The 23,461-nt window shown below is 60.4% G+C and carries 24 protein-coding genes; 8 read left to right on the top strand and 16 right to left on the bottom strand.

Annotation, left to right across the window (positions count from 1 at the left end; translation table 11 throughout):
- Positions 1-51 precede the first annotated feature (51 nt).
- From GZH79_RS04755 to GZH79_RS04705, 11 genes are all read right to left on the bottom strand, one after another.
- Positions 52-825 (bottom strand): enoyl-CoA hydratase-related protein, encoded by a 774-nt coding sequence (locus tag GZH79_RS04755; protein WP_211642397.1) that lies wholly within the window; start codon positions 823-825, stop codon positions 52-54.
- Between the two features lie 69 nt (positions 826-894).
- Positions 895-1,338 (bottom strand): cytochrome c-type biogenesis protein, encoded by a 444-nt coding sequence (locus tag GZH79_RS04750; protein WP_211642395.1) that lies wholly within the window; start codon positions 1,336-1,338, stop codon positions 895-897.
- Positions 1,335-3,302 carry a heme lyase CcmF/NrfE family subunit gene (locus tag GZH79_RS04745; RefSeq protein ID WP_211642393.1) on the bottom strand — a complete coding sequence of 656 codons (1,968 nt, stop codon included), beginning with the start codon at positions 3,300-3,302 and terminating at the stop codon, positions 1,335-1,337. Before GZH79_RS04745 ends, GZH79_RS04750 begins: the two co-directional genes overlap by 4 nt.
- Positions 3,303-3,377: 75 nt before the next feature.
- Positions 3,378-3,566, bottom strand: a complete 189-nt coding sequence (locus tag GZH79_RS04740) for a hemolysin XhlA family protein (protein WP_211642390.1) — start codon at positions 3,564-3,566, stop codon at positions 3,378-3,380.
- A 4-nt stretch (positions 3,567-3,570) separates the two neighbouring features.
- Positions 3,571-4,101 carry a holin family protein gene (locus GZH79_RS04735; RefSeq protein ID WP_211642382.1) on the bottom strand — a complete coding sequence of 177 codons (531 nt, stop codon included), beginning with the start codon at positions 4,099-4,101 and terminating at the stop codon, positions 3,571-3,573.
- Positions 4,092-4,703, bottom strand: a complete 612-nt coding sequence (locus GZH79_RS04730) for a holin-associated N-acetylmuramidase (protein WP_211642380.1) — start codon at positions 4,701-4,703, stop codon at positions 4,092-4,094. The genes GZH79_RS04735 and GZH79_RS04730 overlap by 10 nt, the downstream gene beginning before the upstream one ends.
- A gap of 44 nt (positions 4,704-4,747) precedes the next feature.
- Positions 4,748-5,206, bottom strand: a complete 459-nt coding sequence (gene ccmE, locus GZH79_RS04725) for a cytochrome c maturation protein CcmE (RefSeq protein WP_211642378.1) — start codon at positions 5,204-5,206, stop codon at positions 4,748-4,750.
- Positions 5,203-6,231, bottom strand: a complete 1,029-nt coding sequence (argC, locus tag GZH79_RS04720; protein WP_211642376.1) for an N-acetyl-gamma-glutamyl-phosphate reductase — start codon at positions 6,229-6,231, stop codon at positions 5,203-5,205. The genes ccmE and argC overlap by 4 nt, the downstream gene beginning before the upstream one ends.
- A 51-nt stretch (positions 6,232-6,282) precedes the next feature.
- Positions 6,283-7,095 carry a glutamate racemase gene (gene murI / locus GZH79_RS04715; RefSeq protein ID WP_211642374.1) on the bottom strand — a complete coding sequence of 271 codons (813 nt, stop codon included), beginning with the start codon at positions 7,093-7,095 and terminating at the stop codon, positions 6,283-6,285.
- The gene (locus GZH79_RS04710) at positions 7,046-7,978 is read right to left on the bottom strand and encodes a lysophospholipid acyltransferase family protein (protein WP_249218980.1); all 933 of its coding nucleotides are present in this window, start codon (positions 7,976-7,978) and stop codon (positions 7,046-7,048) included. The genes murI and GZH79_RS04710 overlap by 50 nt, the downstream gene beginning before the upstream one ends.
- Before the next feature lie 65 nt (positions 7,979-8,043).
- Positions 8,044-11,448: an indolepyruvate ferredoxin oxidoreductase family protein gene (locus tag GZH79_RS04705; protein ID WP_211642372.1), complete on the bottom strand. Its 3,405-nt coding sequence runs from the start codon at positions 11,446-11,448 to the stop codon at positions 8,044-8,046.
- A 147-nt stretch (positions 11,449-11,595) separates the two neighbouring features.
- Here GZH79_RS04705 and GZH79_RS04700 point away from each other — a divergent pair, with 147 nt between their 5' ends.
- The 4 genes from GZH79_RS04700 (at position 11,596) to grxD (ending at position 15,676) form a co-directional block, all read left to right on the top strand.
- The gene (locus GZH79_RS04700) at positions 11,596-12,504 is read left to right on the top strand and encodes a LysR family transcriptional regulator (RefSeq protein ID WP_211642370.1); all 909 of its coding nucleotides are present in this window, start codon (positions 11,596-11,598) and stop codon (positions 12,502-12,504) included.
- Positions 12,505-12,768: 264 nt separating this feature from the next.
- The gene (purL, locus tag GZH79_RS04695; RefSeq protein ID WP_211642368.1) at positions 12,769-14,928 is read left to right on the top strand and encodes a phosphoribosylformylglycinamidine synthase subunit PurL; all 2,160 of its coding nucleotides are present in this window, start codon (positions 12,769-12,771) and stop codon (positions 14,926-14,928) included.
- A gap of 92 nt (positions 14,929-15,020) precedes the next feature.
- Positions 15,021-15,257: a BolA/IbaG family iron-sulfur metabolism protein gene (locus GZH79_RS04690; protein WP_211642366.1), complete on the top strand. Its 237-nt coding sequence runs from the start codon at positions 15,021-15,023 to the stop codon at positions 15,255-15,257.
- A gap of 59 nt (positions 15,258-15,316) precedes the next feature.
- Entirely contained in the window at positions 15,317-15,676 is a 360-nt protein-coding gene (gene grxD / locus GZH79_RS04685; RefSeq protein ID WP_211642364.1) for a Grx4 family monothiol glutaredoxin, read from the top strand.
- Between the two features lie 44 nt (positions 15,677-15,720).
- Here the strand turns inward: grxD and GZH79_RS04680 are convergent, their stop codons facing one another.
- The gene (locus tag GZH79_RS04680; protein ID WP_211642363.1) at positions 15,721-16,101 is read right to left on the bottom strand and encodes a cell division protein ZapA; all 381 of its coding nucleotides are present in this window, start codon (positions 16,099-16,101) and stop codon (positions 15,721-15,723) included.
- 4 nt (positions 16,102-16,105) lie between these two features.
- The gene (locus GZH79_RS04675; protein WP_211642361.1) at positions 16,106-16,555 is read right to left on the bottom strand and encodes a hypothetical protein; all 450 of its coding nucleotides are present in this window, start codon (positions 16,553-16,555) and stop codon (positions 16,106-16,108) included.
- A 150-nt stretch (positions 16,556-16,705) separates the two neighbouring features.
- Between GZH79_RS04675 and tkt the strand changes: the two genes are divergently transcribed.
- Positions 16,706-18,721 (top strand): transketolase, encoded by a 2,016-nt coding sequence (gene tkt / locus GZH79_RS04670; RefSeq protein WP_211642359.1) that lies wholly within the window; start codon positions 16,706-16,708, stop codon positions 18,719-18,721.
- Between the two features lie 52 nt (positions 18,722-18,773).
- Here the strand turns inward: tkt and GZH79_RS04665 are convergent, their stop codons facing one another.
- From GZH79_RS04665 to GZH79_RS04655, 3 genes are read right to left on the bottom strand one after another with little or no spacing between them, the layout of a single operon-like run.
- Entirely contained in the window at positions 18,774-19,541 is a 768-nt protein-coding gene (locus tag GZH79_RS04665) for an ion channel (protein WP_349291159.1), read from the bottom strand.
- On the bottom strand, positions 19,528-19,917 hold the full coding sequence (locus GZH79_RS04660; protein ID WP_211642349.1) for a DoxX family membrane protein: 390 nt from the start codon (positions 19,915-19,917) through the stop codon (positions 19,528-19,530). The genes GZH79_RS04665 and GZH79_RS04660 overlap by 14 nt, the downstream gene beginning before the upstream one ends.
- Complete coding sequence (locus GZH79_RS04655) at positions 19,914-20,861, bottom strand: DUF808 domain-containing protein (RefSeq protein ID WP_211642346.1); 948 nt, start codon at positions 20,859-20,861, stop codon at positions 19,914-19,916. The genes GZH79_RS04660 and GZH79_RS04655 overlap by 4 nt, the downstream gene beginning before the upstream one ends.
- Before the next feature lie 194 nt (positions 20,862-21,055).
- Here GZH79_RS04655 and gap (GZH79_RS04650) point away from each other — a divergent pair, with 194 nt between their 5' ends.
- From gap (GZH79_RS04650) to gap (GZH79_RS04640), 3 genes are all read left to right on the top strand, one after another.
- Complete coding sequence (gene gap / locus GZH79_RS04650) at positions 21,056-22,057, top strand: type I glyceraldehyde-3-phosphate dehydrogenase (protein WP_211642344.1); 1,002 nt, start codon at positions 21,056-21,058, stop codon at positions 22,055-22,057.
- A gap of 56 nt (positions 22,058-22,113) precedes the next feature.
- Positions 22,114-22,257 (top strand): hypothetical protein, encoded by a 144-nt coding sequence (locus GZH79_RS04645; protein WP_211642342.1) that lies wholly within the window; start codon positions 22,114-22,116, stop codon positions 22,255-22,257.
- Between the two features lie 109 nt (positions 22,258-22,366).
- Positions 22,367-23,368, top strand: a complete 1,002-nt coding sequence (gap, locus tag GZH79_RS04640; RefSeq protein ID WP_211642340.1) for a type I glyceraldehyde-3-phosphate dehydrogenase — start codon at positions 22,367-22,369, stop codon at positions 23,366-23,368.
- Positions 23,369-23,461 lie beyond the last annotated feature (93 nt).

Genomic DNA, 23,461 nt, shown 5'->3' with positions numbered 1-23,461 from the left:
TTGTCCTTGGCTCGATACGAACACGGGACAGGGCAGTCTGTTCCGCTTGCCCTAGCGGCCTTCGAACTTTGGCGGACGTTTTTCGGCAAAGGCCACCACACCTTCGCGGAAATCGCGGGTCTGGCCGCATTTCCCCTGCAGCTTGGCTTCCAGGTTCAGCTGCGCGTCGATCCCGTTGTCGAAACTGGCGCGCATGGCATGTTTGATGTGGCGATAGGTTTCTGTCGGGCCTTGGGCCAATTGCGCGGCCCTGTCGCGCCAATGCGCATCAAAACCGTCCGCAGGAATGGCCGCATAGATCATGCCCCAGTCTGCCGCCTGCGTGGCCATGATCTTGTCCGTAAACAAGGCGGCCCCCATCGCACGGGCCAGACCGATCTGGCGCGGCAAAAACCATGTGCCGCCCGCGTCGGGGATCAGCCCGATCCGCGCAAAAGCCTGCACAAAATACGCGTCATGGCTGGCCAGCACCACGTCACAGACCAGCGCAAGGTTGGCCCCCGCGCCAGCCGCCGGACCATTCACAGCCGCAATCGTCGGCAGCGGGCAGTCGATGATCGCGCGCAGCATCGGCACGTATTCGTCGCGTAACACCCGTTCCAGATCCAGCTTGGTTGCTTCGCCCATGCCCAGATCCTGACCCGAACAAAACGCACGGCCTGTCCCAGTCAACACAACGACGCGGCCATGGTTGGGTGCGTCCTTGAATGCGTGGGTCAGTTCCGCCCGCATCAACGCGTTCAGCGCGTTCATCTTGTCCGGGCGGTTCATCGCCACGACGACGATATCGTCACTGACGGTCACGGTGATGGCGGAATAATCCATGGACGCGCTCCTGCTTGTATTCACGCGCAGAATAGCGACACCCGCGTCATACAAAAGCGAAACCGCACGTCAGGAATCAAGGATCCTGTTCAGTTCGGCCCGTTCTTCTTCGGTCAGGCTGGGGTCCCGGTCCGTAGGTTTGCGGCGGATCACGGCCCAGCCAATGGCCAGCGCCAGCAGCAACAGCGTCGGGGCAGCCCACCACAGAATGACATTCACGCCGGAGCGGTCGGGTTCCAGCAGGACAAATTCACCGAACCGCGCGACCAGATAATCCCGCACTTCTGCATCTGTGTCGCCCGCCAGCAGCCGTTCGCGCAGCAGAACGCGTAATTCACGGCTGATCGGTGCATTCGATTCGTCGATGCTTTCGTTCTGGCAGACGGGGCAGCGCAATCCTTGGCTGATGTCGCGCGCGCGCTCTTCGAGGACGGGGTCGTCAAGCACCTCTGACGGGTCGACGGCAAAGGCGGGCACGGCCCACAGGCACAGGATAACCGCAAGCCATTTCATTCCGCAGGCACCGTCGATTGTTTGCGCGCGCCGACCGCGATCCGCAAGCGCCGATCCGTCAGCGAAATCAAACCACCCAGCGACATCAGGATCGCACCACCCCAGATCCAGTTGGCAAAGGGCTTGATATAGACCCGCACCGCATAACCGCCGTTCGCCTGCGGATCACCGATCACGACATAAACATCGCGCAATATGCCATTTTGAATAGCCGCTTCCGTCGTTGGCATCTGGGCAACCGGATAGAACCGTTTTTCCGGTGTCAGGATGAACGGCGTCCCCCCGTTGTGGCTGATCGTCAGGACGGCCATGGTGGAATCGTAGTTCGGACCCTTCACTGCATCGACGCTGGTCAGCGTTACGTTGTAATTGTCCACATCGTAGCTTTCGCCGATGTTCACGGCGCGGATGTCCTCGACGTTCCATGCCGTCATGGCCGCGATTCCGAAAATCGTAACGCCCATGCCAAGATGTGCGACGGTCTTTCCCCAGTCGCCACGCGGCAAACGCACGAGCCGGCGCAGGCGGTCGCCAACAGGGCCGCGCCCTGCCCGCATCCACAGGTCCAAAACAGCCCCGCCGACAACCCACACGCCAAGCGCGACGCCCGCAGGCCCGACCATCGACCGCCCCGCATAGACGGCATAGGCCAACAAGGCCAATGCGACGGATAAGACGACCAGACCCACTAGCGGCCCCTTTGCCCGGCCCAGCTTGCCGCGTTTCCACGCCAGCAACGAACCCAATGGCAGCGCAATCGCCAAAAGAACCATGAACGGGGTAAAGGCCGCATCAAAAAACGGCGGCCCAACCGACAGCGTGCGGCCAAAGACCATTTCAGCGACCAGTGGCCAGATCGTACCGATGAACACGACAAAGGCGCTGACCGCCAGCAGGATGTTGTTCAGCACCAGCGCGGATTCGCGGCTGACGGTGCCAAAAGCACCATGCGATTGCATCACACCGGCACGCGCCGCAAACAGCGTCAACGCACCACCCAGATAGACCCCCAGAATAAGCAGGATCAGCATGCCCCGTTCAGGATCATTGGCAAAGGCATGTACAGACGTCAGCACGCCGGATCGCACGATGAACGCACCCAGCAATGAAAAGCCGAATGCAAGAATCGCAAGCAGGATCGTCCAGCTTTTCAGCGTTTCGCGCTTTTCGACGACGATGGCGCTGTGCAGCAGGGCGGCTGCAATCAGCCACGGCATGAAACTGGCGTTTTCAACCGGATCCCAGAACCAGAAACCGCCCCAGCCCAATTCGTAATAGGCCCACCAAGACCCCAGTGCGATCCCCACGGTCAGGAACATCCACGCGGCCAGTGTCCAGGGCCGGACCCAGCGCCCCCAAGCGGCGTCGACACGACCTTCGATCAGGGCGGCGACGGCAAAGCTGAACGTCATGCTTAACCCGACGTAACCCAGATACAAAAACGGCGGATGAAACGCGAGCCCGGGGTCCTGTAACAGTGGGTTCAGATCGCGCCCGTTCAATGGCGGGACGGCGATCCGTACAAATGGATTTGACGTAAACAGGATAAACACCAGAAACGCGACCGAAATACTGCCCTGCACCGCAAGCACCCGCGCCCGAAGCGTGGCAGGCAGATTGCTGCCAAACCACGCGGCAAAGGCACCGAAAAGTGCGAGGATCAGCACCCAAAGCAGCATCGACCCTTCGTGGTTGCCCCAAACGCCGCTGATTTTATACAGCATCGGCTTTGCCGTGTGGCTGTTGGCGTACACCAGTTCGACGGAAAAATCGGACACCACAAAGGCCCACGTCAGCACTGCAAAAGAAAAACTGATCAGGATCAACTGCGATGTCGCTGCGGGTTCGGCAAAGGTCATCCAGCCCCGCCAGCCGCGCGCGGCACCCACCATCGGCACGACAGTCTGCGCAAGCGCGACAACAAGGGCAAGGATCAGGGCGAAGTGGGCAAGCTCAATAAACATGATCCGTACTTAACGTATTCAGCGCTGGCCGCACACCAAATTCGAACACATCGGCGTGCGGCACAACGCCGTCAATCAGGACGTGAACCCGCCTTGAACGACAAAGGTGATGCCAGCCACGACAAGCCCCCCGATAATCAGGCGCACCAGCCATTTCAGGGTATCTTCGATCGCGCCTAGTCTGTCAGACACGTTCAGACGATGCACCGCGTTGACGGCATTATGGGTTTCCAGCGCGATCAAACGCTTTTCAATGGTCGTCATCCAATCAGCCTGCACGTTGTGTCCTCCACCAATCGGCCAGGGCGGCATTGTCGGCAAAAGCGTCCGGCAGGGTATCGTCGGATGGGGGCACAGGTGCCGGGTCCAGCACCCCCCCCATGCGCAAGGTTTGCGCGACAGAGCGTTGAAATTCCTGACCTTTGATCTGATACCGCGCACCGAAATAAAAGCTGACGATTGCCCCCATCAACCACCAAAGCGGTTCTGGGATCAGCGCAACACCGACCATCCTGCTGGCAAACCAGTCGGGGCTGGTCATGGCAGATACAAACAACCCAATCGTGCCAAGGGCCAGCAATGGACGCGGCAAACGGTTCAGCCCATCAACGGCGCGGTCGAACACACCCTTGCGGGGCTGTACGAATTCCGCTGCAAATTGTGCCAGCGCTGCGGCGCGGTCATCACTGCCACGCTGCGCCGCGGCTTCGGTATTTTCACGAAACACCGATGCGGTTTCGGCGATGACGTTGCGCCCGTCACCAAACACGAATCCCATGATCCTGCCGATCAATCCCATGCCCGTGTCCTTTCGCGGTGCTGCGCGTCACTGAAATGGTAGCGTGGCGCGATGAAAGTTTCGGCGCGGATGATCCAGCCACCTTTGCCACCATCGCGGCGGCGGGCATATTTGCGGCTTGGCGGTCGCCCGTCGGCCAGCGCGTAATAATAGTTCCGCCGGGCAATGCCGTATGCATCGACCAGATGATCGGGGGCTGCGTCTTGGGCCCGTTGTGCGGCCGCGCGCGTCTGCGGCCCGATCACGCCGTCCGCGTCAACGTCGATCCGCATCTGTCTGAAAAGGCGCTGTAAAATCTTGACGGCTTGATTGCCTGCATTGACGTACATATCAAACACCGTTGCCTGCAGCGGCGTCGGTAACCCGCCTATGCGGGGCGCGTCGAAATAATGCTGCATGAAAATGTCGACGGCCCGATCACGGCTGATGCGCTGCACATCGGCTGCATCAATGTCCCCGTCGCCATCCAGATCCAGCCCCAGCCGCCGCATCGTATGGGTCGTGACGCCGTGTTTCGTCGCCCCACCGGGGTCGGCGGGGTCATTCACAAAACCGCCCTCGCGGCCCACGATGTCGGCCGCGATCTGTCTGATGGTCTGCATCGCCACTCTCCTGCTTGCGTGCAGGAAAGATCGACGCGGTATCGTTAATTGGTCATGATATCAGCGGACGGTGCCTGATAGGTGCCTTGTGCCTTCATTGCGTCGACCACTTCTTTGGGCATGTATTCTTCGTCATGTCGCGCAAGGATTTCAACGGCTTCGAACCTGCCGTTGATGTAGCGTCCTTGCCCGACCATGCCCTGACCTTCTTCAAAAAGGTCGGGCAGAATGCCGGTGTAGACGACTGGAATGGACGCCCCGCCATCGGTCACTGTGAACGCGACCTGCGTGCCGTCCCCTCGTTTCAAAGAGCCGGCTTCCACCAAACCGCCGATCCGGAACAATTCGGTTTCCGCCGGTGGATTCGCCATGATTTCAGACGGCGCGCGGAAAAACTGGAATGAATCATCCGGCAGGACAGCCAGAATTCCCAACACAGCAACAATGCAAACCCCGGACAGGCCGATAACCTGAATGCGGCGCTTTTTCTTCAACCCCCTCACGGGAACACCGGTGCCAGCATCAGGCCCTCTGTTTCGGGTAAACCCAACATCAGGTTTGCGTTTTGCAGTGCCTGACCGGACGATCCCTTTGTCAGGTTGTCGAGCGTCGCAATCACCTGACAGCGGCCTGCGATACGGTCCGCGACCACGCCGATATGACAGAAATTACTGGCCCGGATGTGTTTGATCGACGGATGCTGCCCCTGTGGCAGCACGATGATGAACGGTTCATCCGCATAGGCCTGTGCCAGCGTGGCGTGGACCGTGTCGGCATCCCCTTTGACATAGACCGTCGCAAGGATTCCCCGGTTTGCCGGGATCAGATGCGGGGTGAATTGCACATGCACATCGCGTCCGGCCAGCGCGGAAAATTCCTGATCGAATTCACCCAAATGGCGGTGCGTGCCGCCTGCGGCATAGGCGTGCGCGCCTTCGGACAGTTCCGCGTGCAGCAGGTTTTCCTTTAGCGCGCGGCCTGCGCCCGACACGGCGGCCAGCAGGTCGATGATGATGTCGTCCAGATCAATCACCCCCGCTGCAATTAGCGGACGCAGCGCATATTGGCCCGTCGCTGCGTTACAGCCCGTGCCTGCTACCAGACGCGCGCGCCTGATATCATCGCGGTAGAATTCGGTCAGGCCGTATACCGCCTCTTTTTGCAGATCGGGGGCGGCGTGTGGTTTGCCATACCATTTTTCGTAGGCGTCTAGGTCGCGCAGCCGGAAATCGGCGGACAGGTCCACAATTTTCAAATGCTGCGGCAAGTCTTTGATCACCGCTTGCGATGTTGCATGCGGCAAGGCGCAAAACACCAGATCGACGCCCGACAAATCCATATCTTCGATGGTGGTCAGGCGTGGCAGGTCCAGATGGCGCAGGTGCGGGAATACGTCCGCCATGGCCATCCCGGCCTTTGAATTGCCGGACAGGCCCGCGATGGACAGCGACGGATGCGTCGCAATCAGCCGCACCATTTCAGCGCCAGTGTAGCCAGATGCACCCAGAATGGCGACGTTGAAGGTCATGCATAATTCTCCCGTACCTGTAAAATAGGGTGTGACTGCGCTGACTGCAAATCAGGCTTTCGTAAAGGTGATCGGATGACGCAGGAATTGCATCGCGCGATCAGACACCTTTTTCGGATCACCGGTCGTCAAAAACCGCGTGTCGGTGCCAGAGCCGATCATTTCGGGACGACGGTCCAGATAATGGGCCAGGCTTTCGGCCACCAGATTGGCCTGACTGAAAACCTGCACATCCTGACCCAACGCGTCCTGAAACACCTCTGCCATCAGCGGATAATGCGTGCAGCCCAGCATGGCCGCGTCCGGGTCCGGCATCTTGCGCTTAAGCGCATCCACATGGGACCGCACCAGTGCTTCGGCCAGAATGAAATCGCCATCCTCGATCGCGTCCACCACGCCACCACAGGCCTGCGCTTCGACGTCGACGCCGATGGCGCGGAACGCCAGTTCGCGCTGGAACGCACGGCTGCGCACGGTGGCGGGGGTCGCAAACAACGCCACATGCTTGACCGCAACTTCGCGCGGGGGGGAATTGTCGCCCCACTGGCGTTCGGTCAGTGCCTCGATCAGCGGGACGAACACGCCCAGCACGCGCTTGTTCTTGGGCACCCAGCTCTCTTGCATCCGGCGCAGGGCGGCGGCGCTGGCCGTGTTGCAGGCCAGAATCACCAGATCGCAGCCTTCGTCGAACAGGCGCTGCGTCGCGGCGGTCGTCAGGTCATAGATATCGTCGGCATCACGCACGCCGTATGGCGCGTTCGCGCTGTCGCCCAGATAGACCAGCGGCAGGTCCGGTAGCCGCTTTGCGATGGCATCAAGAACGGTCAGCCCGCCCAAACCGCTGTCGAAAATTCCCACCGCCATTGCTGTGCCCTTTATACCTTGCCTCGAACTCGAATCCCAAAGCGACGGGATCGATCGGTCTTGGGCTCAGGTCATACGTCGCTTTGCGCAGGAAATCCATGCAGGCATTTGCGTCGTGGCGATGGGCATGAAGGGCAGATGGCGGAATCGGTTTTCCCACGACAAGCCGCACCGGACTGTCCAGTTTGCGGACAAATTCCGGGATCAGCAGCCCCATCCGCAGGTTGTAGTTCAGGTGGCTGGCGATCTGGAACAAACGGCTGTTCGCACCGTCAAAAAAAATCGGCACAACGGTCGCGCCGGATTTGGCGATCATCTTGGCTGCAAACGACCGCCAGACGGGGTCAAGCGGCGCACCGAGCGGTGTCCGCGCGGTCGATACCGTGCCGCCCGGAAAGATGCCGACACAGCCCCCGCTGCGCAGATAGGCCAGCGCCGCGCTGCGCGTCTGCATGTTTTGCACAGTCGCGTCTTTGGTGCCATCAAATGAAATTGGCAGGATGACGCGTTCCAGATCCGCCGCGCGGTGAAACACCTTGTTTGCTAGAATACGAAACTCGCCCTGTCTTGCGTCAGACAGGATGCGGCCCAAAATCAGCCCGTCCAAAATTCCGTAAGGGTGGTTTGCCACAACGACCAAAGGGCCGGTTGCCGGCAGATCGGCAAGACTGCCACCGATGAATTCGATCCCAAGTCCGTAGCGATCGGTCATGTCGGTCCAGAAATTCGCATCCGCCGATAGCCCGCCGTCATAACCGCGCGCACGCCGCAGCAGGCCCAGCCTGCCGCCTGCGTTTTCCATCGCCCGGATCATAAGCCGGCCAGACCGGCGCCGGGCCGCGCTGGCATAACTGATGTCACCTGCAATCTGGCGAATATTCAACGCGCGCCCCGTCCGCTGTTCTGGGGCCGCAACGTGACAGCGTTTTGTGTCAGCGCTGTGACGCGTTATTCCGCCGCGATTTGCTGGTCAGGTCCGTCCAATGCGGACAGCAGGGTTTCGCGGGTCTTTTCCGCCTTGGCGGCGTTGGCCTGTTTGACCGGACCAAAGCCGCGAATATCCAGCGGCAAGCGGGCCAGTGCCACGGCGGCATCGGACGGTGCTTGGTCTGCGATCTTGTCCATATCGCGTTCGTATTGCGCGATCAGCGCCCGTTCCATGCGCCGTTCCTCGGTCCGTCCGAACGGATCGAACGGCGTGCCGCGCAGCACCTTTAGCCGTGCCAGCCATGGAAACGCCGTGGCGATCCCGCCCCCGAATGCGCGTTTCACGGGCCGACCGTCCGGCCCAGTGCGGGACAGCATGGGCGGGGCAAGGTGGTAGGTGAGTTTCAGATCACCATCAAAGGTGTTTCGCACCTTGGCCTGCGTGTCTTGCAGCAGGCGCGCCACCTCGTATTCGTCCTTGTAGGCCAGCAGCTTGTGATAGCCCAGTGCGACAGCCTCGCGCATCGCAGGATCATCAAAACGGTCGACCATGGCGCGATAGCGCCGCGCCAGACGCTTGCCCTGATACGCGGTCAAGTGGCGTTCGCGATACGCGATACGGTCGTCCAGTGACTGGGGCAGCGCGACGACCTGCGGCTGGGCCACGCGGGCGGCCTGTTCGGGGTGCAACACCGCCCAACGTCCCAGATCGAACGCTTGGGTATTGCGCGCGACGGCAGCGCCATTCAGGTCAATGGCGCGGCGGATGGCGTCCAGCGAAACCGGGATCGCACCCATCTGCCACGCAGCCCCAAAGACCATCATGTTGGAATAGATACTGTCGCCCATCGTGGCCTTGGCCAGTTCGGTGGCATCGAACAACGCCAGACGATCGGACAGCCGCCGCGACAGACTAAGTTTCAGCGCGTCCACGGGGAGCTGGAATTCCGTATTACGGGTGAAATCGCCGGTGATGATCTCGTGTGCGTTGACCACGCCGCGGGTGCGGCCGGTTTTCATCAGGCCCAGAGTTTTGGCGCCCGCGCTGACCACCAGATCACCGCCGATCAGGGCATCGCATTCGCCGGTGGCGACCCGGATCGCGCTGATGTCTTCGGGGCGGTTGGCAAGGCGGCAGTGGATGTGGACGGCCCCACCCTTTTGCGCAAGGCCCGCCATTTCCATCATGCCCGCACCCTTGTCGTCCAGATGGGCCGCCATGGCCAGCACCGCACCGATGGTCACAACACCCGTGCCCCCGACGCCGGTGATGACGACGTTATGGGTGCCGTGGATCGCGGGCAGATCGGGCAACGGCAGATCGCCCACATCGACGGTTCTGGTCGCGGCTTTTTTCAGCTGTGCGCCCGCCACGGTCACAAAGGACGGGCAGAACCCTTTGACGCAGGAAAAATCCTTGTTGCAGGACGATTGATCAATCGCACGCTTGCGGCCCAGTTCGGTTTCTGCGGGCACGATGGACACGCAGTTCGACTGCACCCCGCAATCACCGCAGCCTTCGCAGACGTCGGTGTTGATGAACACGCGCTTGTCGGGGTCGGGAAACTGGCCACGCTTGCGCCGTCTGCGTTTTTCTGCGGCACAGGTCTGGATATAGACCAGCGCGCTGACGCCCGTGACCTTGGCCAGTTCCGCCTGAACGCGGGGCAGGTCCGCCCGTTCTGACATTGGCACACCCTTGGGAAAACGGGTGTGATCCACGTCTTCCTTTTCATCATAAACGACACGCACGTCGCGCACGCCCATCGCCTGCAGTTCGCGCACGATCTGGTCGGCCTGCAGGTCGCCATCGTTGCCCTGCCCGCCGGTCATGGCGACCGCGTCATTATACAGAATCTTGTAGGTGATGGTGGTCCCTGCCATCAACGCAAAGCGGATCGCCTGCACACCTGAATGGTTATAAGTGCCGTCGCCAAGGTTCTGGAACACATGGCCGGTCTTGCTGAATGGCGCCTCTCCGACCCAGTTGGCGCCTTCGCCGCCCATCTGGGTAAAACCGACCGTATCGCGGTCCATCCATTGCACCATATAGTGGCAACCGATTCCGGCATAGGCACGCGATCCTTCGGGCACCCGCGTGCTGGAATTATGCGGACAGCCCGAACAGAAATAGGGCAACCGCGCCGCGATTTCGGGCACATTGTCAGCCCGGCGTGCCTGCGCCAGCGTGTCCAGCCCTTGCGTCACCGCGTCAGATGCACAGCCTTCTTCGGTCAGGATGCCGCCCAGTTTTTCCGCGATCCAGATCGGGTCCAGCGCGTGGCGGGTCGGGAATACTTCTTCACGGCGGCCGGCGGAATGTTCGTCGCCCTTATGCCAGCCGTAAACGCGGGTGCGGGTGTCGTCGAACAATGCCTCTTTCACCTGCACTTCGATCAGTTTGCGCTTTTCTTCGACCACGATGACCAGATCCAGACCCTCTGCCCAGTCATGGAACGATGCCATATCCAGCGGCCAGACCTGCCCGACCTTATAGGTGGTGATGCCCAGCCTTTCCGCCTCTGCCGCGTCGATTCCCAGCAGGGACAGCGCGTGGACCAGATCCAGCCAGTTCTTGCCCGCTGCGACGAAACCGATCCGCGCGCCGGGCTTGCCCCATTTGCGCTGGTCCATCTTGTTGGCCCGCGAAAACGCTTCTGCGGCAAAACGTTTATGGTCGATCATGCGCGCCTCTTGCGCGACGGGGGTGTCGATCAACCGGATGTTCAGGCCACCGTCGGGCAAGGCCAGATCGGGTGTCACGAACGACAAACGGTGCGGGTCACCATCGACGACGGACGTGACTTCAATCGTGTCCTTCATGGTTTTCAGGCCGACCCAGACGCCCGCATAGCGTGACAGCGCCCAGGCAAATAGCCCGTAGTCCAGCACCTCTTGCACGCCAGCGGGGCTGACGATGGGCATATAGGCATCGACCATTGCGAAATCGGACTGATGCAGGGTGGTCGAGCTTTCGCCGGTGTGATCGTCACCCATCGCCATGATGACGCCGCCATGCGGCGACGTGCCGGCCATGTTGGCGTGGCGCATCACGTCGCCTGATCTGTCGACACCCGGCCCCTTACCATACCACAGGCCAAAGACGCCGTCGTATTTGCCTTCGCCGCGCAGTTCGGCCTGCTGGCTGCCCCACAGGGCGGTGGCGGCCAGATCTTCGTTCAGGCCCGGCTGGAACGTGACCTGTGCCGTGCGCAGCGTATCACCCGCGCGTTCCATTTGCAGATCAACCGCGCCTAGCGGTGATCCGCGATATCCGGTTACATACCCCGCCGTATTCAGCCCGGCCCGCGCATCGCGTGCCCGTTGCATAAGCATCAACCGCACCAATGCCTGTGTTCCGTTCAACAACACATGCTGCTTGGACAAATCAAAGCGATCTTTGAGCGAAATATCTTGACGGGTCATGCAAACCTCCCTGCACTCCCTATGTTATAGGTCGCACTTGCTGACCTACAAAGCAGAATAATCGAAGGATGTACGATTTGTATTTGTCTTTAATTCAGCGTAATCAAATACCATATACACATTGATGTTTAACTTGGCGGGCCGTTGATGGACTGGGATAAGCTTAGGATATTTCATGCCGTCGCAGACGCGGGTTCGCTGACGCATGCCGGTGATGTCCTGCATCTGTCACAATCCGCTGTCAGTCGGCAAATTCGTGCGTTGGAAGAATCGCTGAACACCACCCTGTTTCACCGCCATGCGCGGGGACTGATTCTGACCGAACAGGGTGAACTGCTGTTCGATGCCACAAAATCCATGACCCGCCGTCTGGACGCCGCATCCGCACGCATCCGCGATAGCGAAGAAGAAGTGTTCGGCGAATTGCGCGTCACGACCACGACGGGGTTCGGTACGCTGTGGCTCGCGCCGCGGCTGCCGAAACTTTACGAAATGCATCCCGACATCAAGATCGATCTGATGCTGGAAGAACGCGTGCTGGACCTGCCCATGCGCGAAGCTGACGTCGCAATCCGGATGAAAGAGCCGTCGCAGGCCGACCTGATCCGCAAACGCCTGATGAGCGTGCGGATGCGGCTTTACGCGACCGAAGAATACCTGAAAGGGCGCAAGCCGCTGGACACCATTACAGACGTGTCCGAACACAGGCTTATCTGCCAACAATTGTCATCGACGCAGGTCAGCGCCGGCGCGATCCTGATTCACCACCTGCTCTCGCATCACGTCGGATCGATCTTTACGGTCAACAACTACTTTGGCGTGCTTCAGGCCGTCATCAACAATCTGGGCGTCGGCGTGCTGCCGGATTATGTCGTGCAGGACTTTCCCCATCTGGTTCGCTGCCTGCCCGATGTCGAAAGCGGCGAAGTGCCTGTTTTCCTCGCCTATCCCGAAGAATTGCGGCAATCCAAACGGATCATGGCCTTCCGCGACTTTGTTCAGGACGAAATTTTTGCCCACCGTAAATCACTGGCAGAGCTTGGGCGCGGCGATTAAGTGTTGCGTCATGCACTCACTGCATGACGGGTCTGCACAAAGGCGTCCGCTTTTTTCTTGATCGCTTAATCTTTGCGCCCTATCTGCTGAAACAGAGGCGTTTACACCTTATGGGTGTGCCTCTACCTCCCTGTTGGACTGCGCCGGGCCTTTGTGCCCGGCATTTTTTTTGCGCGGTCACAGGCGGATGGCTGTCTGGGCGCATCGGCTTTCCCTTCCCCGCGCGCTGTCATAAAAGGCCATTATACAGACGAGGGGGAAACCATGTCCGATCCGATCATCACCGAAGACGTCATTGCGGCCCACGGCTTTTCGCCCGACGAATGGCAAGAGGTGCTGACGATCCTTGGCCGTGATCCGACATTCACGGAAATGGGAATCTTTTCCGCCATGTGGAACGAACATTGTTCCTATAAATCGTCAAAGAAATGGCTGCGGACGCTGCCCACCACTGGCCCGCAGGTGATCTGCGGCCCCGGTGAAAACGCAGGCGTGGTGGATATCGGTGACGGTCAGGCCGTGGTGTTCAAGATGGAAAGCCACAACCACCCTAGCTACATTGAACCCTATCAGGGGGCTGCGACCGGTGTCGGCGGCATCCTGCGCGACGTGTTCACCATGGGCGCCCGCCCGATTGCCGCGATGAATTCGCTGTCGTTCGGTGAACCCGACCACCCCAAAACGAAATCGCTGGTCAGTGGCGTTGTCGCCGGTGTGGGCGGCTACGGGAATTGCTTTGGCGTGCCCACCGTGGGCGGAGAGGTCCGTTTCGACAAATCCTACAACGGCAATTGCCTTGTGAATGCGTTTGCCGCCGGACTGGCCGACGCAGACAAGATTTTCTATTCCGCCGCGTCGGGCGTCGGCATGCCCGTCGTCTATCTGGGCGCGAAGACAGGCCGTGACGGCGTCGGCGGGGCCACGATGGCATCCGCCGAATTCGACGACACGATCGAAGACAAGCGCCCCACAGTGCAGGTCGGCGACCCGTTCACCGAAAAGCGCCTGATGGAAGCAACGCTGGAACTGATGGCCACGGGTGCCGTGATTTCCATTCAGGACATGGGCGCGGCCGGTCTGACGTGCTCTGCCGTGGAAATGGGGGACAAGGGCGGTCTGGGCGTGCGGCTGGACCTAGAAAACGTCCCCCAACGCGAAGACGGCATGACAGCCTATGAAATGATGCTGTCCGAAAGTCAGGAACGCATGCTGATGGTCCTGAAACCGGAACTGGAAGCAGAAGCGCGGGCCGTGTTCGTGAAATGGGATCTCGATTTTGCCATCGTCGGAGAAACCATCGCCGAAGACCGGTTTCTGATCATCCATAACGGAGAGGTCAAAGCAGACCTGCCGCTGTCGAAACTGTCGTCCAGCGCCCCCGAATACGACCGCCCGTGGGAAGAAACCCCTGCCCCCGCCCCCGTGGGTGACGTGCCGCAGGTCGACCCCATCGACGGTCTGCGCAGCCTGATCGGCAGCCCGAATTATGCCAGCAAGGCGTGGGTATATGAACAATACGACAGTCAGGTCATGGCCGACACCCTGCGCACACCCGGCGCGGGGTCCGGTATCGTGCGTGTCCACGGCACGTCAAAGGCGCTGGCGTTCACCTCTGACGTGACACCGCGCTACGTGTTTGCCAACCCGGTGGAGGGCGGCAAACAGGCCGTCGCAGAAGCCTATCGCAACCTGACGTCTGTGGGCGCCAAACCGCTGGCCACGACCGACAACATGAATTTCGGCAACCCGCAAAAGCCACGGATCATGGGCCAGTTTGTCGGCGCGATCAAAGGCATCGGTGAAGCGGTCACGGCGTTGGATATGCCGATCGTGTCCGGCAACGTATCGCTATACAACGAAACCGACGGAGCGGGCATCCTTCCGACCCCAACCATCGGCGCGGTCGGTCTGATCGACGATTACACGACGGCCATCACCGGCACGCTGCAACCCGGCCAGATGCTGTTGTTGCTGGGCGATACCGCGGGCCACATGGGCCAAACGGCACTGCTGGCCGAACACCTGAACCGCAACGAAGGCGATGCGCCCCCTGTCGATCTGTATGCGGAACGCGCGCACGGTGATTTCGTGCGCGACAACCGTGGCTGGATCGCGGCCTGCACCGACCTGTCCGACGGCGGGCTTGCGCTTGCTGCATTCGAAATGGCTGCCGCATCTGGCACAGGCATCACGCTGGACACTGACGACACCGCGCAGCTTTTTGCCGAAGATCAGGCGCGTTATCTGATCGCCGCCGATTTCGACGGGGCAGAGGCACTGTTCACCGCAGCAGGGGCCGCCGGCGTGCCGCTGACGCGCGTGGGCGTGGCAGGCGGCACGGATATCAGCTTTGGGTCCGTCTCCGCGCCGCTGGCCGATCTTGCGCAGGTGTATCAGACCGCATTCGCGCGCAGCGTAGCCTGATCCGTGCGACGCAGGCCACGCGGAAGGCGACAGGCACTTGCCCCCGCCGCGCCGCCTTCTTACCTTAGGCCAAAGACTGCAAGGAGTGCTGCATGACCATCACCGCCCACGATATCGAAAGCCTGATCCGGGACGCCTTTCCCGACGCGCAGATCACCGTGCAGGGCGATGATGGCGCGCATTTCGCGGCAGAAGTCGTTGACGCCAGCTTTGCCGGGAAAAACCGGGTGCAGCAGCAACGGGCCGTCTACGCCGCCCTCAAGGGCAAGATGGATGGCAGCGCCGGTGAACTTCACGCCCTTGCCCTGACAACCCGCGCACCGGACTGATCGGCGCGCGCTCCAGATTTTCGCAGAAAATTTGGCCCCCCATAGATAAGGACACAGCCATGACCGCCGAAGACCAGATCAAACAGACCGTGACCAGCAACGATGTCGTGCTGTTCATGAAAGGCACCAAAACGATGCCGCAGTGCGGGTTTTCATCCCGTGTCGCGGGCGTGCTGAATTTCATGGGCGTGGAATATGCGGACGTGAACGTGCTGGCCGACGATGGCGTGCGTCAGGGCATCAAGGATTATTCCGACTGGCCCACCATCCCGCAGCTTTATGTCAAAGGCGAATTTGTCGGCGGTTGCGACATCATCACCGAAATGACCCTGTCGGGCGAGCTTGATACGCTGTTTTCGGAACATGGCGTGGCTTTTGACAAAGCCGCAGCTGACAAGATCCGCGAAGCGAACGGTTAAACCCCTTCTTATTGTGGGGCGCAGCGCGCTGCGCCCCACAATGACTACACATTGCCGTCCAGATCGTCCGCAAGCGATTCCGCGCGCGCTGCAATCTCTGCAAGGCTATCAGTGACTTCTGCCGGAATGACCGGCACCTCGACCCGTTCCGGCGGCCTGGACTGCATGTCGGACAGTTGCGCCTGCACATGTGCCAACGCGCGCTCTGCCTCTTGCAGACGCTCTGCGATGCCTGCCGTCCGGTCCGCCAACATCAGCCCGGACATCAACAACATCCGCGCTTCCGGCATCCGCCCGATCTGATTGGACAAATGCTGCGCTTCTTCGTCCAGCAACGCAGAGGCCGTGCGCAGGAAATGTTCTTCGCCGTCCTGACAGGCGACTTCGAAACTGCGGCCGCCGATGGTGATTTCAACTTGCGGCATGGGTTCAGTTTCCTTGGTCCAGAACGGGTTTCAATGTGCCCAGCAGGGCCGCGATTTCAGCGCTTTCGGCCGCACGGTCGGCGCGCAGCGCCTCCAGCTCTGCCACCAGCGCACGGTTGATCGCTTCTGCATCGACCACGCCGTCGGTGGCGGCGTTGCGCAGTGCCTCTGCCTCTTCGCGCAGATCGGCATTGGCCGCGCGCAGGCGCTGGATCGCGCCATCCAGTGTTTCCAGACGGTCCGCATGCGCGGTCGCTTCCTCTTCCAGTGCTGCAATCCGTGTGTCCTGCCGATCTTTCAATGCGGCGACACGGTCTTCCAGATCAGCCTTGGCCTGTTGTTCCCGGGTCAGCCGCACTTGCAGATCGGCATCCCCCTTGTCACGCATGGCATGGGCGCGGATACGATCCAACGCCACTTTGATCCGGGCTTCCAATGTCTTGATTTCGCTCATCGCGTCAAAGATCCCTTCCGCACGATTCGTCTTTGCCTACCCGCAAACCCTATGTCAAAGGCCCAAGGCGCACAAATGGCACGCTTGAACTGACCGCCTTGGCTGGTATGACACAGGCCACTGAACATTGCACCCGACAGGAACCGACCCATGGACATCGAAGACCTGAAAACCAAACATCCCGCGCATTGGCAAAAAGCCGCCGCAATCCGCGCGCTGACACTGGATGCCGTCGCTGCCGCAAACTCCGGCCATTCCGGCATGCCGATGGGCATGGCCGACGTGGCGACGGTTCTTTATGAAAAGCACCTGAATTTCGACCCCGCTGCCCCGCTTTGGTCCGACCGCGACCGTTTCATCCTGTCGGCAGGACACGGATCGATGCTGCTGTATGCGTTGCTGTATCTGACGGGCTACGAAGATTTCCCTCTGGAGCAGATCAAGAATTTCCGCCAGTGGGGATCACGCACCGCAGGACACCCTGAATACGGTCATGGGCGCGGAATCGAAGTCACGACCGGTCCGCTGGGTCAGGGCATCGCGAATTCCGTGGGTTTTGCCATCGCCGAAGAACACCAGCGCGCCGTCTGGGGTGAAAAGATCAGCAATCACTACACCTATGTTCTGGCGGGCGACGGTTGCCTGATGGAAGGCATCAGCCAAGAAGCAATCGGGCTGGCGGGCATGCAAAAGCTGGGCCATCTGATCGTTTTGTTCGACAACAACGACATCACCATCGACGGACACGTCGGGCTGGCGGACACCACCGACCAATGTGCCCGTTTTGAAGCGTCGGGATGGCACGTTCAGGCAATCGACGGACACGATCCCGAAGCCATCGACGCGGCCATCACCGCCGCCAAGAAAGACAAGCGTCCATCAATGATCGCGTGCAAGACACATATCGCGCTGGGTCACGCGGCGCAGGGCACGTCAAAAGGTCACGGCGCACTGACCGATCCCCAGCAATTGAGCGATGCAAAGGAACGCTACGACTGGCACTATGGTCCGTTCGAAATTCCCGACGATGTCAAATCCCAGTGGGAAGCCACCGCAGAACGTGGCCGCGCGGCACACAGCGCATGGCAAGAACGGTTCGCCACGCTGTCGGAATCGAAGCAGCGCGAATTCAAGCGGACCTACGATCTGGACGCACCAAAAAAACTGTCCTCGACCATCCGGGCGTTCAAAAAGCAGGCGGTCGAATCCTTGCCGAACGTCGCCACGCGCAAGGCGTCAGAAAACGTGCTGGAAGTCATCAATCCGATCATGCCCGAAACGATGGGTGGATCGGCCGACCTGACCGGATCAAACAATACCAAATCGTCGGATATGGGCGTGTTCGGCCCCGACAACCGCAAGGGTCGCTATATCCATTTCGGCATCCGCGAACACGGCATGGCCGCGGCGATGAACGGCATGGTGCTGCACGGCGGTGTGCGGCCTTATGGCGGCACTTTCATGTGTTTCACCGACTATGCCCGTGGCGCGATGCGTCTGTCGGGCCTGATGTCGGTGCCGACTGTCTATGTGATGACCCACGACAGCATCGGTCTGGGCGAAGACGGCCCGACGCACCAGCCAGTCGAACACCTGTCGATGCTGCGCGCGACACCGAATTACAAGGTGTTCCGCCCCGCAGACACCGTGGAAACCGCAGAAGCATGGGAATTGGCGCTGACCGATCTGGACTGCCCGTCGGTGCTGGCCCTGTCGCGGCAGAACCTGCCGGCGGTCCGCAAGGAACACAAAACCAAGAACCTGAGCGCGCAGGGCGGTTACGTGCTGGCCGAAGCGACGGGCAAGCGCAGCGTGATCCTGATCGCCACCGGGTCCGAAGTGCATCTGGCCATGGAAGCGCGCGACGCATTGCAGGCCGAAGGCATCGGCACCCGCGTCGTGTCCATGCCCTGCATGGAATTGTTCATGCAGCAGGACGAAGCGTATCGCCGCCGCGTTTTGCCCGCTGGTCCGGTCCGCGTCGCGGTCGAAGCAGGCGTGCGCCAGTCCTGGGATATGATCCTGATGGGCGAACGCGGATCTGCGAAGAAAGCGGCCTTTGTCGGTATGACCGGGTTTGGCGCCTCTGCCCCCGCAGAGGAGCTGTTCGAACACTTTGGTATCACGTCCAAAGCCGTGGCCAGCGCCGCACGCGATTTGCTGTAATCATTGGGCAGGGTGGCCGACTGACCGCCCTGCCCTTGACGTTCACGCCGGATCAGACAGCGCCGCCTGTTTCGATGTGAACAACCGTGCCGCAATGCTTGCAATGGCTGGCATCGCGATCATGCTTTTGCAGACCGCATTCATAGCATTCGAACCTGACCTTGTTCGGGCGGAACAATACGCGGGCCAGTTGTAAAAACAGCGTCACACCGAAAATCATCGCCACCACGGCCAGCAGGCGCCCCCACCACCCTTCGGCAACGATATCGCCATAACCGGTGGTCGTCAGCGTGGACACGGTAAAATAGAACGCGTCGGCGTAGTTGCGCACCGCATCATTGACCTGCACCTGCGACGCATAAAACAGCCCCGTCATGACGAATAGAAAAACGCCCAAATTCACGGTCGCCATGAACACTTCTTCGTTCTTGCGGAAATATGCGGAATCGTGCCGCAGGCGTCGCATCGTTTCATAGCTTTTCAGCAGCCGCAGCGTCCGCAGAACACGCAAGAACCCAAGCCCTTGGGCAAAGATCGGCCCCAGAAAACCGATGACCGCAATAATGTCCGCCCAGGTTGAAAGCCGGGTCAGCGCCCGTTTCCAGTCGTTCGACAGCCAGGCGCGGATGCAGAAATCGATCAAGATCAGAACGCCGAACACGACGTCAAACACGAACATCCACGTTTGCGTCACAAAAAACGACGTGACGATCACATAGACCAGTGTGACCAGATCAAACGCCAGCAACCCATAACGAAACGCGATCGCGGTGTCGCTGTCGCCTTTGTATAATTCTCGAAGTTTTTCACGCAAAGCCATGATCCCGCCGCAGTGCCCACGCGCCAGATCCCGCAACAGACAGTGCAAGACAGCCACCCGCCACTGACCAGTTTTTCACAAAGATCGTCAATTGCCACGCATCGTCTTGCGACAGGTAGATCGACAGATGGAAAAAACTGGTCAGGGCGCAATAGCCGGCCACAATCACCGCGACAGACCGCACACCGATCCCCAGCCAAAGCGCCATCCCGGTGACCACGTTGAATGCCAGCGCGGGCCAGACCAATGCCTGTGGCAAGCCACCCCCCGTCAGCAACGCACTGGCACCGTCAGGGCCGACCGCTTTGTTGACCGCACCGCCAATCATCAGGAACCCGATCAGAAACCGGGCTATGAACAGCGCGGCATCCCTCACGCTGGCAGGACGGCGGCGGTGATGGGTTTGATGACCTTTGCCACGACGGGAATCAGCGCCAACCCGATGAAAAAGCCCAGGATACCGTCACTGCCCGCCGTTACGACCCATGCGACAATGCCCTGCCAACCATCGGCGACACCGGCACTGGCCGCCACGGCCCAGCCGTGAATCAGGTCTTCTGGCCCATGCCAGCCCAACTGGCCAAGCGCGTGAACAATGATCTGCCCTCCGACCCACAACATCGCGGCGGTGCCCACCCATGTCAGCACAAACAGAAATTTCGGCATGCCGGCCACGACACCACGTCCCACCATGCGCGTAAGGCCCAGATTGCCGCTTTTCGCCATGAACAGGCCGACGTCGTCTGCTTTGACGATCAGCGCCACGGCACCGTAAACGACGGCCGTGATGCCGATCGCCACGACCAGCAGCACTAGCGCCCGCATCCACAAACTGTCGGTTTCAATGGCCGCCAAGGCGATTGTCATGATTTCGGCGGACAGGATGAAATCCGTCTTGATCGCGCCCTTTACCTTTTCTTCTTCCAGATGCGCGGGGTCGCCGGACGCTTTTGAATGCGGGTCCTTGTGGCCGAAGGCGTGGACAATCTTTTCAGCGCCCTCGTAACACAGATAGCCGCCACCCAGCATCAAAAGCGGCGGGATCAACCACGGCGCAAAGACTGACAACAGCAGGGCCAGCGGCAACAGGATCAGCACCTTGTTCCGGATCGAACCCCAAGCGATTTTGCCGACAATGGGCAGCTCTCGGGCGGGCGCGAACCCTTGCACGTACTTTGGACTGACGGCGGCATCGTCGATCACGGCACCTGCGGCCTTTGCCCCGGCTTTTGTTGCTTGTCCGATCACATCGTCCACGCTGGCTGCGGCAACCTTTGCAATAGCGGCCACATCATCCAGCAGCGCCAATAGTCCGCTCATGTTCAATCCTTTCAAACGTCGCCACGAACCTAGCGCACCGCTGCGCCACTACAACCCTGTAACTGAGGGCGCTAACGGTTAGCGATAACCGGCGCCCGTTACCGTTATCATACTGTTTTGGATGTATTTTTGCTTTGTCCTGCCCCATATTTACCCTAAGCCGACCAGCGACATGCATACCATAGGATACCGTCATGACCGTCACGCTTGGGATCAATGGCTTCGGCCGCATCGGCCGTTGCACGCTGGGGCATATCGCTGAAACCCTGCGCGACGACGTTCGGGTCACACGGATCAATGCCACCGGTCCCATCGCCACGAACGCCCACCTGATGAAATATGACAGTGTGCATGGCCGTTTCGCCCGCCCGGTGACCGTCAGCGGCAACACGCTGGACGTCGGCACCGGACCGATCACCGTCATGTCGACCTATGATCCGGCCCAGTTGGATTGGTCCGGCGTTGACGTCGTGCTGGAATGCACCGGCAAGTTCAACGATGGCCACAAGGCAGCGATCCATCTGGACCGCGGCGCGAAAAAGGTCCTGATCTCTGCCCCGGCCACCAACGTTGATCGCACGGTCGTCTACGGTGTGAACCACCGCGACCTGTCGGGTGGTGATCGGATGATTTCAAACGGGTCCTGTACGACGAATTGTCTGGCCCCGCTGGTCAAGACGCTGAACGATACCGTGGGCATCGCACGCGGCATCATGACGACGATCCACAGCTACACCGGTGATCAGCCCACGTTGGACCGGCGACACGATGATCTGTACCGCGCCCGCGCCGCCGCGCTGGCGATGATCCCGACATCGACGGGTGCCGCCAAGGCACTCGCCGACGTGCTGCCGGAAATGGCGGGCAAACTGGACGGCAGTGCGATCCGCGTGCCAACCCCCAACGTGTCTGCTGTCGATCTGACGTTCGAGGCGGACCGCCAGACCAGCGTGGCCGAAATCAACATGATCCTGCAAGACGCCGCCGGCGGTGCGCTGCTGGGCGTCATGGCCTATGATGCCGAAGCCAAGGTCAGCATCGATTTCAACCACACCACCGAAAGCTGCACCGTGGCCCCCGACCAGACAAAGGTGGTTGGCGGCCGGACCGTGCGTGTGCTGGCGTGGTACGACAACGAATGGGGTTTTTCCGCGCGCATGGCCGATGTGGCCGCGACACTGGGCCGGCTGAACTGAACCATGCACGGGTCAGACGCTTTACCTGACCCGCGCCGGGCGCTACCACAACGCACATGAGCAACGCCGTCGCCATCGGATTACTGGTCTTTATTGCCGCGTTTTTCGCGTTGGATCATTTTGTGTTGCAGCTGGATGCACCGATTTTCATGGCGCGCAAATTCGCAGATCTTTTGCATTGGCTGGCATTCTGGCGGTAGCCGACCCCGAATTGTTGCCGGCAACGGTTGACCTTTCGCCAAAAAAGACAATGTTTGCGCTAACTGCGTCGCCGTCGCTGGCGCACCTCATGCAAACGGAGTCCCCCTCATGGCTGTGAAAGTCGCAATCAACGGATTTGGACGGATTGGTCGCAACATCTTGCGGTCCATCATCGAATCCGGCCGCACCGATATCGAAGTCATCGCGATCAACGATCTGGGCCCGGTCGAAACCAATGCGCACCTGTTGCGGTTCGACAGCGTTCATGGACGTTTCCCCGCGACAGTCACCACGACAGAAGACACGATCGACGTCGGACGTGGCCCGATCCGCGTCACCGCGATGCGCGACCCTGCCGATCTGCCGTGGTCGGATGTGGATATCGTGATGGAATGCACCGGCATTTTCACCAGCAAGGAAAAATGTCAGGCGCATCTTCAAAACGGGTCCAGCCGCGTGCTGATCTCTGCCCCCGGCACCGATGCGGACAAGACCATCGTCTACGGCGTCAACCACGACACACTGACGGCCGACGATATCATCGTATCGAACGCGTCCTGCACCACCAACTGTCTGTCACCCGTGGCCAAGGTGCTGAACGATGCCGTCGGCATCAACAAGGGATTCATGACGACGATCCACAGCTACACAGGTGACCAGCCGACGCTGGACACGATGCACAAGGATCTGTACCGCGCCCGCGCCGCAGCCCTGTCGATGATCCCGACATCGACCGGTGCAGCCAAGGCTGTCGGTCTGGTACTGCCCGAACTGAACGGCAAGCTCGACGGCGTCGCGATCCGCGTGCCGACGCCCAACGTGTCCGTGGTCGATCTGACGTTCGAAGCCAGCCGCGACACCACTGTCGAAGAAATCAACGATGCGATCCGTGCGGCCGCAGACGGCCCGATGAAAGGCGTTCTGGCCTATACCGACCTGCCGATGGTCAGCATCGATTTCAACCACGATCCGCATTCCTCCACGTTCCACATGGACCAGACAAAGGTTCTGGCAGGCAACATGGTCCGCATCCTGACGTGGTATGACAACGAATGGGGCTTTTCCAACCGGATGAGCGATACCGCCGTCGCCATGGGCAAGTTCCTGTAACATCCATTTCGTGCGACAATGACGGGTCGTCCCATCACGGGGCGGCCCGTTGACGTTTTCTGCGTCCGGCACACCATCCCCCACAGACCCAAC

Origin of the sequence: Loktanella sp. SALINAS62 (assembly GCF_018263905.1) — a bacterium.
GTDB lineage: Bacteria > Pseudomonadota > Alphaproteobacteria > Rhodobacterales > Rhodobacteraceae > Loktanella.
This window is presented reverse-complemented; position numbering and strand designations above follow the sequence as displayed.

Bases quoted from the DNA above. Each gene is read 5' to 3' on its own strand.
- argC (WP_211642376.1), bottom strand. From the start codon at position 6,231: ATGACCTTCAACGTCGCCATTCTGGGTGCATCTGGCTACACTGGCGCT.
- GZH79_RS04705 (WP_211642372.1), bottom strand. From the start codon at position 11,448: ATGACCCGTCAAGATATTTCGCTCAAAGATCGCTTTGATTTGTCCAAG.
- GZH79_RS04690 (WP_211642366.1), top strand. From the start codon at position 15,021: ATGACCATCACCGCCCACGATATCGAAAGCCTGATCCGGGACGCCTTT.
- gap (WP_211642340.1), top strand. From the start codon at position 22,367: ATGGCTGTGAAAGTCGCAATCAACGGATTTGGACGGATTGGTCGCAAC.
- gap (WP_211642344.1), top strand. From the start codon at position 21,056: ATGACCGTCACGCTTGGGATCAATGGCTTCGGCCGCATCGGCCGTTGC.
- GZH79_RS04680 (WP_211642363.1), bottom strand. From the start codon at position 16,101: ATGCCGCAAGTTGAAATCACCATCGGCGGCCGCAGTTTCGAAGTCGCC.
- grxD (WP_211642364.1), top strand. From the start codon at position 15,317: ATGACCGCCGAAGACCAGATCAAACAGACCGTGACCAGCAACGATGTC.
- GZH79_RS04645 (WP_211642342.1), top strand. From the start codon at position 22,114: ATGAGCAACGCCGTCGCCATCGGATTACTGGTCTTTATTGCCGCGTTT.
- murI (WP_211642374.1), bottom strand. From the start codon at position 7,095: ATGGCGGTGGGAATTTTCGACAGCGGTTTGGGCGGGCTGACCGTTCTT.
- GZH79_RS04730 (WP_211642380.1), bottom strand. From the start codon at position 4,703: ATGCAGACCATCAGACAGATCGCGGCCGACATCGTGGGCCGCGAGGGC.
- GZH79_RS04655 (WP_211642346.1), bottom strand. From the start codon at position 20,861: ATGAGCGGACTATTGGCGCTGCTGGATGATGTGGCCGCTATTGCAAAG.
- GZH79_RS04675 (WP_211642361.1), bottom strand. From the start codon at position 16,555: ATGAGCGAAATCAAGACATTGGAAGCCCGGATCAAAGTGGCGTTGGAT.
- GZH79_RS04750 (WP_211642395.1), bottom strand. From the start codon at position 1,338: ATGAAATGGCTTGCGGTTATCCTGTGCCTGTGGGCCGTGCCCGCCTTT.
- GZH79_RS04740 (WP_211642390.1), bottom strand. From the start codon at position 3,566: ATGACGACCATTGAAAAGCGTTTGATCGCGCTGGAAACCCATAATGCC.
- GZH79_RS04745 (WP_211642393.1), bottom strand. From the start codon at position 3,302: ATGTTTATTGAGCTTGCCCACTTCGCCCTGATCCTTGCCCTTGTTGTC.
- GZH79_RS04700 (WP_211642370.1), top strand. From the start codon at position 11,596: ATGGACTGGGATAAGCTTAGGATATTTCATGCCGTCGCAGACGCGGGT.
- tkt (WP_211642359.1), top strand. From the start codon at position 16,706: ATGGACATCGAAGACCTGAAAACCAAACATCCCGCGCATTGGCAAAAA.
- GZH79_RS04665 (WP_349291159.1), bottom strand. From the start codon at position 19,541: ATGGCTTTGCGTGAAAAACTTCGAGAATTATACAAAGGCGACAGCGAC.
- GZH79_RS04735 (WP_211642382.1), bottom strand. From the start codon at position 4,101: ATGGGATTGATCGGCAGGATCATGGGATTCGTGTTTGGTGACGGGCGC.
- purL (WP_211642368.1), top strand. From the start codon at position 12,769: ATGTCCGATCCGATCATCACCGAAGACGTCATTGCGGCCCACGGCTTT.
- GZH79_RS04755 (WP_211642397.1), bottom strand. From the start codon at position 825: ATGGATTATTCCGCCATCACCGTGACCGTCAGTGACGATATCGTCGTC.